We start from the raw sequence: 13,450 nt of genomic DNA, 5'->3' as shown, positions 1-13,450 counted from the left end.
TTGTCTACAGGATGGAGAGAGTGCTCAGCAAGGGTTCTGACGTCACCAAGGCCCATGAGCTGCTGCTACGCCCCGGTAAGGTCCGGGTCGGCGGGGGTTGTGCGCCGTAGACTGTAGGCGAAAACCAATTCATAATTGGCTCTCAGCTGCAGCGACGAACGCTGTACAGGAGGGACCGTGATGTTGCCGACGACAGGACTGCCGTACGGGACGGTGCCCAGGCTCGAGCGCCCCGGTCCGCTGCGTGATCGCGTGTACGGCGCGCTGCTCGAACTCATCACGACCCGTGCTCTCCAGCCGGGTCAGCATCTGGTGGAGAGTGAGCTGGCGGGTCATCTGGGGGTGTCCCGGCAGCCGGTGCGGGAGGCCCTGCAGCGGTTGAACACCGAGGGGTGGGTGGATCTGCGGCCGGCTCAGGGTGCGTTCGTGCATGAGCCGACTGACGAGGAGGCGGACCAACTCCTTACCGTGCGCACGCTGTTGGAGGCCGAGGCGGCCCGGCTGGCCGCCGCGAACGCGGGCAGTGCCGGGATCGCCGTGCTGGAGGACTTGTGCGCGCAGGGGGAGAGTGCGGTCGCCGCGGACGACGTGGATGCGGCGGTCGCCCTCAACGCCCGACTCCACGCGAAGGTCATGGAGTTGGCGGGCAACGCGGTCCTCGCGGAGTTGGCGGGGCAGGTGGATCGGCGGGTGCGCTGGTACTACACGCCGGTCGCCCGGCAGCGCGGACGTCAGTCCTGGATCGAGCACCGTGAGCTGATCGCCGCGATCGCCGACCGTGACGAGCAGCGCGCCACCGCGATCATGCGGGAGCACACCGAGCACACGCGGAAGATGTACCACGACCGCGAGAAGTAACGTACGTCGCAGGCAAGTTGGGGGCACGGCCCCGGTCGGTGCCCTGCTGTTGGGTCGGGCGGCCAACGGACAGCACGCGGGGCGTCGGATCGAGGGGCCGTTGATCAGCGCCCGGCAATCGGTCGGCACCCAACTGTTGGGTCGGGCGGCCGTCGGTCAGCACGCTGCCGTCGGTCACTGCCCCGCCCTCGGTCAGCGCCCGGCAATCGGTCGGCACCGGGCCGTCGAGTCAGGCGGCCACCGATCAGCCTGCGGCCACCGATCCGCACCCAGCCACCGATCCGCACCCAGCCACTGATCAGCCCCCGGCCATAGATCCGCACCCGGCACCCGGAGCCCCCCAGCCACCGGATCAGGCGGCCCTTCCCCGATGCCGTGGGGAAGGGCCGCATGCTGTCCGAACCGCCCTGCTCAGGCCGCGGCTCGTGGGTGCGGTGCCGTGGTTCCGCTTCTGGGCCGTCCCGGTTGCCGCAGCAGCAGGGCGATCGCCGCCGCCAGCATCGAGGTGGCGCCGGCCAGGGCGTACGCCCCGTCGTAGCCCCAGGCCGCGACCACCATGGAACCCAGGCCGCCGCCGAACAGACCGCTGATCAGCTTGCCGCTGTACACCAGACCGTAGTTGGAGGCGTTGTAGTTCTCCCCGAAGTAGTCCGGGGTGAGCGCCGCGAACAACGGATAGAACGCGCCGCCGCCGAACCCGGACAGGAACGCGAAGACCAGGAACAGCGACTCGCTCTTGATGTCGCCCGCCCAGATCACGCCGAACTGAGCGAGACCCAGGACGACGATCACGAACACCAGCGTCGACTTGCGGCCCCACTTGTCGGACAGCCAGCCCACGACCCCGCGCCCGACGCCGTTGATGACGGCCATGACGCCCATCGAGGAGGCCGCCACCAGCGGGCCGAAACCCACCTCCTTGGCGTAGTCGACCTGGAAGGAGATCCCGAAGATCGACACGCCCGCGGTCATGACGAGGGCGATCCACATCAGGGGAAGCATGCCGGTCCTGAGGGCCTCCTTCGGCGTGAACTGCCGTACTGCCGGAGGGTTCTTGGCCAGAGCGCCGACCCCGTTCGCACCGCCGCCGCCATGGGTGAGCGGGTCGATGTCATGGGGCCACCAGTTCTTCGGCGGGTCCTTGAAGAAGAACGCGCACCCGACGACCACGATCAGGATGTAGCAGCCGATGAGATCCAGGACGCGGTGGTAATTGGCCGTGTCGAAGCCGTAGTTGAAGATGAAGATGAAGGGCAGTGACCCGTACGCGAAGCCGCCGTTGACGAACCCGGTCTTGGCGCCCCGGCGTTCGGGGAACCACTTGCCGACCATGTTGATGCAGGTCGCGTAGACCAGTCCGGCGCCGATCCCCCCGATGACGCCGAATCCGAGGATCGCCAGCCAGACGTTGCCCAGGTGCGACAGGGCGAGGAATCCGACCAGACACATGCCCGAGCCGATGTACATGGCCTTGCGGGCGGTCAGGATGCCCCTCTCCCGCAGCCAGCCCGCCGGGAAGGCGATGCCGGCCTGGAAGAAGACCCAGACACTGAGGATCCAGAAGGTGTTGCTCTGCGTCCAGCCGTGGGCGTGGGACAACGTGTCCTCGGCCGAGCCGTACGCGTACTCGAAGACGCTGATGGCCATCATGGTCACCCAGGGCAGATACACCATGAGTTTGCGCGAGTGGCCGAGGATGTCCCGGTCGGTCTCGCCGATGCGGTAGACGCGACCGTTGGCGTCGGTCACTTCTCGGTAGGGACGTGATGCGGCGGTGGAGTGTGCGGTCTTGTCGGTCTCACTGCGTGCTGCGTACGGATCTGCCGTCATGTCAGGCCATTTCCTCGCCGAGCGGTTGCGGGTTGGGTACGGTCCGACGGCTGGTCTGGGGCCTGCCGGGGGCCTTCAGGAACAGCGCGAGGACCGCGGACGCCAGGCCGATCGAGCCGGCCAGCACGAACGCGCCCTGGTAGTCCCAGGCGCCGACCACGATCGAGCCGACACCGGAGCCGACGAGCCCCGAGATGAGCTTCGAGCTGTAGACCATGCCGTAGTTGGAGGCGTTGTTGTTCTCACCGAAGTAGTCGGCCGTCATCGCGGCGAACAGCGGGAAGATCGCGCCGCCGCCGAAGCCGGAGACCATGGAGCAGAACAGGAAGAACGGCATGCTGCCCATCTGGCCGGAGACCAGCACACCGAACTGGGCGGTGCCCAGCACCAGACACACGATGATCAGGGTGTTGCGGCGCCCGAACTTGTCGGAGATCCAGCCGATCACCCCGCGCCCGGTGCCGTTGACGATCGCCTTCAGCGACATCGCCGTGGCCACGATCCCGCCCGCGAAGCCCATGTCCTTGCCGAACGGCACCTGGAAGGCGATGCCGAAGATGTTGATGCCGGCCGTGCACAGCAGGCAGAACCACATCATCCACAGGACGGGCGTACGCGCCGCTTCCTTCGGGGTGTACTGCTTGACGGCCGGCGGGTTCTTCTCCAGCGCCCGCCGGATCTTCGGGTCGTCGGTCTGCCTGAGCGGGTCGACGTGCGGCGGCCACCAGTTCTTCGGCGGGTCCTTGAAGAACCACCCGGCGAACGCCACGATCGCGCAGCAGACCAGGCCCACCGTCACCAGGACGCCCCGGTAGTTGCTGAGGTCCATGTACGAGGTGAACAGGAAGACGAAGGGCACCGAGCCGTAGGCGAAACCGCCGTTGACCATGCCGGTCTTGCCGCCCTTGCGCTCCGGGAACCACTTGCCGACCATGTTCACGCAGGTCGCGTAGACCAGACCGGCACCGATACCGCTGCACACGCCGAAGCCCAGATAGGCGAAGATCACGTTCGGCGCGAACGCCAGCGAGATGTAGCCGAGCACGGTGCCCAGCGCGCCGAGCATCATCGCGTACCGGGCCGGAAGCTTCCCGCTCTCCCTGAGCTGCCCGGCCGGGAAGGCCACGGCCGCCTGGAAGAACACCCAGACACCCATCAGCCAGAAGATGTGCCCACTGCTCCACAGATGCGCCTCGTGCAGTGTGTCCTCGGCCGACGTGAACGCGTACTCCGAGGAACTGATGCCCAGCATGCCCATCCACGGGAAGAGCACCATGGTCCATCGTGGTCGTCCCATGATGTGCCGGTCGGTCTCGCCGACCCGGTACACGCGGCCGTTGCGGTCCGTCACCTCTCTGAAGGCGGCGGACGACGAATAATCGACAGTTGTCATGGTCTTCAAGCACTCCTTGCGTCGAAAGATCTGGCCAGCGCCCCCTGTCCAAATTCCTTTCGTGCGCGCACGGATCACCGGGGCCCGCCGACGCGCACCGCCGCCGGACCCCGTGCTCGTTCACGTCATGGACCACCGCCCAACGGCCCGGAAACGCGGCTCCGGTTCACCACGTCAGATCACCCCGCCCGACCTGAGAAGCCTCAACTCCTCGTCACCGAGTCCGAGTTCGCCGATGTAGATGTCCTCGTTGTGTTGGCCGAGGAGGGGTGGGGTGGTGATGGTGGTGGGGGAGTCGGAGAGTTTGAGGGGGTTGCCGACGGTGGTGAACGTGCCGCGGTGGGGATGTGCGACCTCGACGATCATGTCGTTGTCGGCCAGGGAGCGGTCCTCGATGATCTCCTTGGGGGACAGGATCGGCCCGCACGGAATGTTGTGGCGGTTGAGTTGTTCCAGGACCTGCCATTTGGGCAGGGTCGCGGTCCATTCCTCGATCAGCTGGAACATCTTCGCCAGTTTCGGCAGCCGGGCCTCGGGAGTGGCCCACTCGGGGTCTTCGGCGAGCTCGGGCCGGCCGATCAAAGCGGCCAGGGGCGTCCAGCCGACGGGCTGGACGATGACGTAGACGTAGTCGTTGGGGCCGCCGGGTGCGCACCGGACGGCCCAGCCGGGCTGGCCGCCGCCGGAGGCGTTCCCGGAGCGGGGCACGTCGTCGGTGAAGTCGTCGTTGGGGTATTCGGCCAGCGGGCCGTGTGCGAGGCGTTGCTGGTCGCGGAGTTTGACCCGGCACAGGTTCAGGACCGCGTGCTGCATGGCCACGTTCACCCGCTGGCCGCGGCCGGTCCTCTCGCGCTGCAAGAGCGCGGCCAGGATGGCGGCGACCGCATGCACTCCGGTGCCGGAGTCGCCGATCTGCGCGCCGGTCGCCAGCGGCGGCCCGTCCTCGAACCCGGTCGTGGCCATCGAGCCGCCCATCGCCTGCGCGACCACCTCGTACGCCTTGAAGTTCGTGTACGGGCCGTCGCCGAAGCCCTTGATCGAGGCGTACACGATCCTCGGGTTGATCTCCCGGATCCGGTCCCACGTGAACCCCATCCGGTCCACCGCACCCGGCGCGAAGTTCTCCACCAGCACATCCGCACCCCGCACCAGCGCGGTCAGGATCTCCCGGCCCCGCTCGGTCTTCAGGTTCAGCGTGATACTGCGCTTGTTGCAGTTGAGCATCGTGAAATACAGCGAGTCCGCGTCCGGGACATCCCGCAGCTGCCGGCGCGTGACATCCCCGCCCGGCGCCTCCACCTTCACCACATCCGCCCCCAGCCACGCCAGCAACTGCGTCGCCGACGGACCCGACTGCACATGCGTCATGTCCAGCACCCGCACACCATCAAGCGCCAACGTCGTCACGGATCACCTCACGGCCATGTTTGGCACATTGCATACAGTCGACGAATACTGTATGAAGATTGTTATCCCGCATCCGATGGGTGATGTCCAGGGGGCGTGCAGCACTTTTGAGTCGTGCACTTTGAGACGGGAGCCCAAGCATGGACCTGTACGAGCACGAAGCCCGGGCGCTTTTCGAAGAACGCGGGATCCCGGTGCCCAGGGCGGAGGTCACCGACTCGCCCCAGGAAGCACGGGTGATGGCCCGCAGGCTCGGCGGCAGCGTCGTCGTCAAGGCGCAGGTCAAGACCGGCGGCCGAGGCAAGGCGGGCGGGGTGCGGCTCGCCACCGACCCGGCCGAGGCCGAGAGGACGGCACGCCGGATCCTCGGCAAGGACATCAAGGGGCACCCGGTCCGCAAGGTCATGCTGGCCCAACCCGTGGACATCGAGAGCGAGTTCTACGTCGCCTACGTCCTCGACCGGGCCGCGGGCCGCTTCCTCGCGATCGCCTCGGCGGAGGGCGGCACGGACATAGAGGAGGTCGCCGCGGTCCGTCCGGAGGCGGTCGCCCGGATACCCGTCGACCCCGCCGAGGGCGTCACCTCGGCGAAGGCGGGCGAGATCGCCGAGGCGGCCGGACTGCCGCCGCAGACCGTCGACGTCCTCGTACGACTGTGGGAGGTGCTGGTCGGCCAGGACGCCGTCCTCGTCGAGGTCAACCCGCTCGTCCGCACCCGGCAGGGGCACATCCTCGCCCTCGACGGCAAGGTCACCCTCGACGACAATGCCCGCTTCCGCCAGTCCCGTTGGGGTGCGGAGACCATCGCCCACGACGATCCGCTGGAGGCGGCCGCCGCCGCGAAGGGCCTCAACTACGTCAAGCTCGACGGCGAGGTCGGTGTCATCGGCAACGGCGCCGGCCTGGTCATGTCGACCCTCGACGTGGTCGCCGGCTGCGGGGCCCGTCCCGCCAACTTCCTCGACATCGGCGGCGGCGCCTCGGCCCAGGTCATGGCCGACGGACTGACGGTCATCCTGTCGGACCCGGCCGTGAAGTCCGTGTTCGTCAACGTCTTCGGCGGGATCACCGCTTGCGACGCGGTCGCCGACGGGATCGTGCGGGCCCTGGACGAGGTCCGCCTCACCAAGCCGCTCGTGGTGCGCCTCGACGGCAACAACGCCAGCCGCGGCCGGGCCGTCCTCGACGAACGGGCCCACCCCCTGGTCCAGCAGGCCACCACCATGGACGGCGCCGTCCGCCGCGCCGCCGAACTCGCCAACGCCGGCTGAAGGAGAGGGACATGGCCATCTTCCTGACCAAGGAGTCCAGGGTCCTCGTCCAGGGCATGACCGGTGGCGAGGGCATGAAACACACCCGGCGCATGCTCGCGGCGGGCACAAATGTGGTCGGCGGCGTCAACCCGCGCAAGGCCGGACAGCGAGTCGACTTCGACGACCGGGCCGTCCCCGTCTTCGGCTCAGTCGCTGACGGCATAGGGGCAACCGGGGCGGACGTCACCGTCGTCTTCGTGCCGCCCCCCTTCGCCGGAGCGGCAGTCGTCGAGGCCGTGGACGCGGGGATCGCGCTGGCCGTCGTCATCACCGAAGGTATCCCCGTCCACGACTCCGTCGCCTTCACCTCGTACGCGAAGAAGAAGGGGACACGGATCGTCGGCCCCAACTGCCCCGGCCTGATCACCCCCGGTCAGTCCAACGCCGGCATCATCCCGGCGGACATCACCCGGTCCGGCCGCATCGGTCTGGTGTCCAAGTCGGGCACGCTCACCTACCAACTCATGTACGAGCTGCGCGACATCGGCTTCTCCACCTGTGTCGGCATCGGCGGAGACCCCGTCGTCGGCACCACCCACATCGACTGTCTGGCGGCCTTCCAGGACGACCCCGACACCGAACTGATCGTTCTCATCGGGGAGATCGGCGGGGATGCCGAGGAGCGGGCGGCCGCGTACATCCGTGAACACGTCACCAAGCCCGTCGTCGGCTACATCGCCGGATTCACCGCGCCCGAGGGACGGACCATGGGCCACGCCGGTGCCATCGTGTCCGGTTCGGCGGGCACGGCGCGGGCGAAGAAGGCGGCGCTGGAGGCGGTCGGCGTCAAGGTCGGGAACACCCCCACCGAGACGGCGCGCCTCGTGCTCGACCTGCTGGACACGGTCCGCGAGGACACGGTCCGTAAGGACAAGGTCCGCGAGGCCCCTCACGCCTGACCCGGACCCACACACGACGGCGGACGGAGAATTCGCCCGGCCCCGCCGCGACCCCGGACGCCCTGCCCCGCCCCGTCCCACCCCGCCCCGCCCCGCCCCCGACTGTGCACCGAGAGCGGAGACATCGCATGACAACCACCCTCAACTCCACCCACCTCGTCGTGAAGTCCGGTACCTCCTGGAACGACGCCTGGCAGCGCTGCCTCGCGGTCGCCCCCGAGGCCTTCCGGGACGACCGCGTCCTCAACCTCTGGGCCAACGCCTGGCGGGCCGACGGCCGGGCACTGCCCGCCACCAGCCCCGTCGACGGCAGCCCGATCGCCGGCCCGCCGCGCCTGGACCGGGAAGCCGCCCACCAGGCCGTCCGCGCCTCCCTCGACCAGCACCGCGCCTGGCGGCACATACGGCTCGAAGAGCGCCGGGCCCGCGTCGCGGCCACCCTCGACGCCCTCACCCAGCACCGCGAACTCCTCGCGCTCCTGCTGGTCTGGGAGATCGGCAAGCCCTGGCGGCTCGCGCAGGCCGACGTCGACCGGGCCATCGACGGCGTGCGCTGGTACGTCGACGGCATCGAACCGATGGTCGAGGGCCGCGCCCCGCTGGACGGCCCGGTGTCCAACATCGCCAGCTGGAACTACCCGATGAGCGTGCTCGTGCACGCCATGCTGGTGCAGGCACTGGCGGGCAACGCGGTCATCGCCAAGACCCCGACCGACGGCGGCGTCGCCTGCCTGACCCTGGCCTGCGCGCTCGCCGCCCGCGAAGGGATTCCCGTCACCCTCGTCAGTGGCAGCGGGCGAGAGCTGTCCGAGGCGCTGGTGCGGGCGCCGGAGATCGGCTGCGTCTCCTTCGTCGGCGGCCGCGACACCGGCGCCGCCGTCGCCACGGCCGTCGCCGACCTCGGCAAGCGGCACGTACTGGAACAGGAGGGGCTCAACACCTGGGGCATCTGGAACCACACCGACTGGGACGCGCTCACCGCCGTCATCCCCAAGCTCTTCGACTACGGCAAGCAGCGCTGCACCGCCTACCCGCGGTTCGTCGTCCAGCGCGAGCTGTTCGACGAGTTCCTGACGGCCTACCTCCCCGCCGTGCGCACCCTGCGCCTCGGCCACCCCCTCGCCGTCGAACACCCCGACGACCCTTACCCCGCACTGGACTTCGGGCCGGTGATCAACGCGGCCAAGGCGAAGGAACTCCGCGACCAGGTCGCCGAGGCCATCAACCGCGGAGCCGTCCCCGTGCACCGCGGCAGCGAGGCCGACGCCCGCTTCCTGCCCGGCCAGGACACCTCGGCATACGTCCAGCCCGTCACCCTCCTCAACCCGCCCCCCTCCTCACCCCTGCACCACGCGGAACCCTTCGGCCCGGTCGACACCATCGTCCTGGTCGACACCGAGGCGGAACTGCTGGCCGCGATGAACGCCTCCAACGGCGCCCTGGTGGCCACCCTGTCCACCGACGACCGGGCCACCTTCGACCGGCTCGCCCCGCAGATCCGCGCGTTCAAGATCGGCCACGGCAAGCCGCGGTCCCGCGGCGACCGCGACGAGCTGTTCGGCGGGTTCGGCGCCTCCTGGCGCGGCGCCTTCGTCGGGGGCGAACTGCTGATCCGCGCCGTGACGCAGGGTCCGGCCGGCGAACGGCTGCCCGGGAACTTCCCCGAGTACCAGCTGATGCCGTGAGAAAGGCCAGGGCGGCGCACCGGGAAGGGACGCTGCCCGGCCACCGGCGAACACACGACGACGCAGAGATGGGGTGGCGAGCATGACGTTGGCGCTTGATGGTGTGCGGGTGCTGGACATGACGCATGTGCAGTCGGGTCCGTCGGCGACGCAGTTGCTGGCGTGGCTGGGGGCGGATGTGGTGAAGGTGGAGGCGCCGGGCGGGGATGTCACGCGCCGGCAGCTGCGGGATGTCCCGGACGCGGACTCGCTGTATTTCACGATGCTCAACTGCAACAAGCGCAGTATCACGCTGAACCTGAAGACCGAGCGGGGCCGGGAGATCCTGACCGCGCTGGTGCGGGGTGCGGATGTGCTGGTGGAGAACTTCGCGCCGGGTGCGGTGGACCGGATGGGGTTCACGTGGGACCGGATCCGGGAGATCAACCCGAGGATCGTGTACGCCTCGATCAAGGGCTTCGGCGACGGCCCGTACACGAACTTCAAGGCGTACGAGGTGGTCGCGCAGGCGATGGGCGGCTCGATGGCCACGACCGGGTTCGAGGACGGGCCGCCGCTGGCGACCGGCGCGCAGATCGGCGACTCCGGCACCGGAGTGCATGCGGTCGCCGCCATCCTGGCCGCGCTCTTGCAGCGCGAGAGGACCGGCCGCGGCCAGCGGGTGAACGTGGCCATGCAGCACGCGGTCCTGAACCTGTGCCGGGTCAAACTCCGCGACCAGCAACGCCTCGCACACGGCCCGCTGGCCGAATACCCCAACGACGACTTCACCGACGACGTGCCCCGCTCCGGGAACGCCTCCGGCGGCGGCCAGCCCGGCTGGGCCGTCCGGTGCGCACCCGGCGGCCCCAACGACTACGTCTACGTCATCGTCCAGCCCGTCGGCTGGACGCCCCTGGCCGCTTTGATCGGCCGGCCCGAGCTCGCCGAAGACCCCGAGTGGGCCACTCCCGAGGCCCGGCTGCCGAAACTGGCGAAGATGTTCCAGCTGATCGAGGAATGGACCGCGACCCTGCCCAAATGGCAGGTCCTGGAACAACTCAACCGCCACAACATTCCGTGCGGGCCGATCCTGTCCCCCAAGGAGATCATCGAGGACCGCTCCCTGGCCGACAACGACATGATCGTCGAGGTCGCACATCCCCACCGCGGCACGTTCACCACCGTCGGCAACCCCCTCAAACTCTCCGACTCCCCCACCACCATCACCACCCCACCCCTCCTCGGCCAACACAACGAGGACATCTACATCGGCGAACTCGGACTGTCCCGGAGCGAGTTGCCGCAGCTCAAGGAGCAGGGCGTCATCTGACCGACCCGACCGGAGTGAGGTAGCCCCACATGACGACTTCCGTACCCCGAACCACGACCGTCACCGACCGGCTCGTGGCAGCCAACCGCGCCTACGCCGCCCGATTCACCGACCCCGGCATGGGCGCCCGCCCCGTCCTGCACGTTGCCGTCGTGGCGTGCATGGACGCCCGCCTCGACCTGCACGCCGCGCTCGGTCTGGAGCTCGGCGACTGCCACACCATCCGCAACGCGGGCGGTGTGGTCACCGATGACACGATCCGCTCCCTGACGATCAGTCAGCGCGCCCTCGGCACCCGCAGTGTGGCGCTCATCCACCACACCGGCTGCGGTCTGCAGACCCTGACCGAGGACTTCCGCCACGAGCTGGAGCTGGAGGTCGGTCAGCGCCCCGCCTGGGCGGTGGAGGCGTTCCGGGACGTCGACCAGGACGTACGGCAGTCCATGCAGCGGGTGCGCACCTCGCCGTTCCTGTTGCACACCGACGACGTGCGCGGCTTCGTCTTCGACGTCACGACAGGGCTGCTGCGGGAGATCGCCCCGAACTCCTGAGCCACCTTGGCCTGTTGGGGGCGTCAAGGCGGGCGGTGGTGAGCCGGGGGTCAGTCACCCCGGCCTGCCACCGCGGCGATCTGCCGGCAGTAGAAGTCGGTGGCGCCCTCGCCGATGGCCTTGATGATCCTCGCGTGCTCGTTCCCGGCGTTCGCCTCCACGAGCGCCCGGGCGTCCGTGGCCGCCAGGGCGGTCAGGCCGGTCTGCTGGAGCTCCCACAGACGAGCGGTGTCGCCGGGAGTGGTGTGCTGGGCGCCGCCGCGCGCGAAATGGGTCTCCAAGAGGCCCCGGACACTGAGGAGTTGGGCGCACTTCTCGGTGGTGGGGGAGTGGACGAACGCCCTCTGGGAAGGGCGCGGGTCGACCCACCCGGCGGTCTGGAGCCGCTCCGCGTCTCGCACAGAGCCGCGTCCCGGAAATTGCCCGGCTCGACCCCTGGCGCGGTCACCTTCCCATGCAGAATACTGTATGCAATCATTGTTGGACAGTGGACCAGCAGCCATGCCCGAGGGGGATGCCCCGTGTCGTACCGCACCGCTCTCTCCGAAGTCCTGACCGGCCTCGCGGGACCTGTCGCCGAAGCGGCGGCCGTCCGGGGCCGGTTCCCTCGCGGCGCCGTGACGGCCCTCGGTCGCGCGGGACTCCTGGGACTCACGGTCTCCACCGAATTCGGCGGCGGAGGACGGGGGTTGCCCGAAGCCGCCGACGTCGTCGCGCGGACGGCGCGCGTCTGCCCGGCGACCGCGACCGTGCTCCAGTCGCACTACACGGCCGTGGCCGTCATCGAGGCGCACGGCGGACCCTGGCTGCGCGCCGAGATCGCCGCCGGACGCCATCTCGCCAGTCTCGCCCTCGCGGAGTCGGGCGACCTCGCGAAGTCGGGGGACCTCGCGGAGTCGGAGGGCGAGGGGATGGGGGAGGCGGAGGGGGACGGGCCGGCGGCGGACTCCCAGCTCCTCGTGCCGCGCTCCGTGGCCACCCGTTCCGGTGAGGTGGTGGCGTTGCGGGCCCGCAAGCAGCGGGTGGTCGCGGCGGGGGAGGCCGACCTCTACGTCTGGTCCTCCCGACCCCTCACCGCTCCCGACGGGCTGACTCTCTGGGCGGTCCCGGCGCACGCGCCGGACCTGTTCGTCCCCGCGCGGCCCGGCGCCGCCGGTCCCCGCGGCAGCGCGACGTCCACGGTGTTCGCGGACCCGGTGCTGGTGCCCGCGGAGGCGATGCTCGGCGCGGACGGCGCCGGACTGGACGTCGTGCTGCGCACGGTCCTGCCGTGGCTGCTGGACCTGCGGGCCGCCGCGGAGACCCGCCGCCCACCCGTCCTCGACCCGGCCCTGGACCCGCCCCTGGATCCAGCCCTCGACCCGGGCCGCGACCCGGCAAGTGATCCTGGGAGCGCCCTCCGCCCCGTCGGCTTCCTCGCCGCGTCCTGAACCATGCCCGGTCCGACGTCAGTCCTGGCTCGACCTGGCCGCGATCTGCTTGCGGTAGAACTCGGTCGTACGCTCGGTGTGCTTGCGCATGAGCTCGCCCGCCTGATGTGCGTCACCCTTGGCGATGGCCCTGATGAGCTGCGTGTGCTCGTTCCAGGCCTCCTTGCCGCGGGGCTTGGCGATCGGCGTGTAGTACCAGCGGACCTTCTGGCCCACCTGGGCGATCAGTTCGGCCAGCACGGCGTTGTCGGCGACGGCGGTGATGAAGTCGTGCAGCGCGGTGTTGGCGGAGACGAGCCGCTCGACGTTGCCGTCGGCAAGAGCGGCGATGCCTTCCAGTTGGAGCTCGTCGAGACGCGCGATGTCCTCGGGCTTCGCGTTCTTGGCGGCGAGCTGGGCCGAGTAGGTCTCCAGGACCGCCCGGACGCCGAGGAGCTGGGCGGCCTCCTCCTCGGTGGGGGAGTGGACGAAGGCCCCCTGGGCGGGCCGCAGATCCACCCATCCGGCGGTCTGGAGGCGCTGGAGGGCCTCGCGCACCGGCTGGCGGCTGACGCCGAGGTGTTCGGCGAGCTCGGCCTCGACCAGATGCTGGCCGGGCTTGAGGGAGCCGTTGACGATCAGCTCGGTCAGGGCGTCGTACACGGCCTGACGCAGCGGTGCCGGGCGGGTGACGCGCCGGGACGCTGCGGCCGTGAGTGCCTCGCGCATGGTTGTCCCGTTCTGCCGCCGGTGTCGCCCGACGACGGCTGTGCCAAGTGGGGCCGTCCGGAGG

At 69.7% G+C, this 13,450-nt stretch carries 12 protein-coding genes; 7 read left to right on the top strand and 5 right to left on the bottom strand.

What is annotated here, in order from left to right; translation table 11 throughout:
- Positions 1 to 183 precede the first annotated feature (183 nt).
- Entirely contained in the window at positions 184 to 858 is a 675-nt protein-coding gene (locus D1369_RS06530) for a GntR family transcriptional regulator (protein WP_086023285.1), read from the top strand.
- 411 nt (positions 859 to 1,269) lie between these two features.
- On the opposite strand, the gene D1369_RS06525 is transcribed toward D1369_RS06530, so the two are convergent.
- From D1369_RS06525 to frc (D1369_RS06515), 3 genes are all read right to left on the bottom strand, one after another.
- On the bottom strand, positions 1,270 to 2,688 hold the full coding sequence (locus D1369_RS06525) for an OFA family MFS transporter (RefSeq protein WP_007385947.1): 1,419 nt from the start codon (positions 2,686 to 2,688) through the stop codon (positions 1,270 to 1,272).
- A 1-nt stretch (position 2,689) separates the two neighbouring features.
- Positions 2,690 to 4,081 (bottom strand): OFA family MFS transporter, encoded by a 1,392-nt coding sequence (locus D1369_RS06520; protein WP_037902007.1) that lies wholly within the window; start codon positions 4,079 to 4,081, stop codon positions 2,690 to 2,692.
- A 174-nt stretch (positions 4,082 to 4,255) separates the two neighbouring features.
- Positions 4,256 to 5,488 (bottom strand): formyl-CoA transferase, encoded by a 1,233-nt coding sequence (frc, locus tag D1369_RS06515; RefSeq protein WP_007385949.1) that lies wholly within the window; start codon positions 5,486 to 5,488, stop codon positions 4,256 to 4,258.
- A gap of 140 nt (positions 5,489 to 5,628) precedes the next feature.
- On the opposite strand from frc (D1369_RS06515), the gene sucC reads away from it, so the two are divergent.
- The 5 genes from sucC (at position 5,629) to D1369_RS06490 (ending at position 11,248) form a co-directional block, all read left to right on the top strand.
- Positions 5,629 to 6,759: an ADP-forming succinate--CoA ligase subunit beta gene (sucC, locus tag D1369_RS06510; RefSeq protein WP_007385950.1), complete on the top strand. Its 1,131-nt coding sequence runs from the start codon at positions 5,629 to 5,631 to the stop codon at positions 6,757 to 6,759.
- An 11-nt stretch (positions 6,760 to 6,770) separates the two neighbouring features.
- The gene (sucD, locus tag D1369_RS06505) at positions 6,771 to 7,700 is read left to right on the top strand and encodes a succinate--CoA ligase subunit alpha (RefSeq protein WP_007385951.1); all 930 of its coding nucleotides are present in this window, start codon (positions 6,771 to 6,773) and stop codon (positions 7,698 to 7,700) included.
- A 128-nt stretch (positions 7,701 to 7,828) separates the two neighbouring features.
- On the top strand, positions 7,829 to 9,385 hold the full coding sequence (locus D1369_RS06500; RefSeq protein ID WP_007385952.1) for an aldehyde dehydrogenase family protein: 1,557 nt from the start codon (positions 7,829 to 7,831) through the stop codon (positions 9,383 to 9,385).
- An 82-nt stretch (positions 9,386 to 9,467) separates the two neighbouring features.
- Complete coding sequence (frc, locus tag D1369_RS06495; RefSeq protein ID WP_037903875.1) at positions 9,468 to 10,697, top strand: formyl-CoA transferase; 1,230 nt, start codon at positions 9,468 to 9,470, stop codon at positions 10,695 to 10,697.
- Positions 10,698 to 10,726: 29 nt separating this feature from the next.
- The gene (locus D1369_RS06490; RefSeq protein WP_007385954.1) at positions 10,727 to 11,248 is read left to right on the top strand and encodes a carbonic anhydrase; all 522 of its coding nucleotides are present in this window, start codon (positions 10,727 to 10,729) and stop codon (positions 11,246 to 11,248) included.
- Between the two features lie 50 nt (positions 11,249 to 11,298).
- Here the strand turns inward: D1369_RS06490 and D1369_RS06485 are convergent, their stop codons facing one another.
- Entirely contained in the window at positions 11,299 to 11,649 is a 351-nt protein-coding gene (locus tag D1369_RS06485; protein ID WP_007385955.1) for a hypothetical protein, read from the bottom strand.
- Positions 11,650 to 11,769: 120 nt separating this feature from the next.
- Between D1369_RS06485 and D1369_RS06480 the strand changes: the two genes are divergently transcribed.
- Positions 11,770 to 12,678 carry an acyl-CoA dehydrogenase family protein gene (locus D1369_RS06480; protein ID WP_037902011.1) on the top strand — a complete coding sequence of 303 codons (909 nt, stop codon included), beginning with the start codon at positions 11,770 to 11,772 and terminating at the stop codon, positions 12,676 to 12,678.
- Between the two features lie 18 nt (positions 12,679 to 12,696).
- Here D1369_RS06480 and D1369_RS06475 read toward each other — a convergent pair whose 3' ends face one another.
- Complete coding sequence (locus D1369_RS06475; RefSeq protein ID WP_007385957.1) at positions 12,697 to 13,386, bottom strand: GntR family transcriptional regulator; 690 nt, start codon at positions 13,384 to 13,386, stop codon at positions 12,697 to 12,699.
- Positions 13,387 to 13,450: the final 64 nt, after the last annotated feature.

The organism is Streptomyces sp. CC0208, assembly GCF_003443735.1.
GTDB lineage: Bacteria > Actinomycetota > Actinomycetes > Streptomycetales > Streptomycetaceae > Streptomyces > Streptomyces sviceus.
This window is presented reverse-complemented; position numbering and strand designations above follow the sequence as displayed.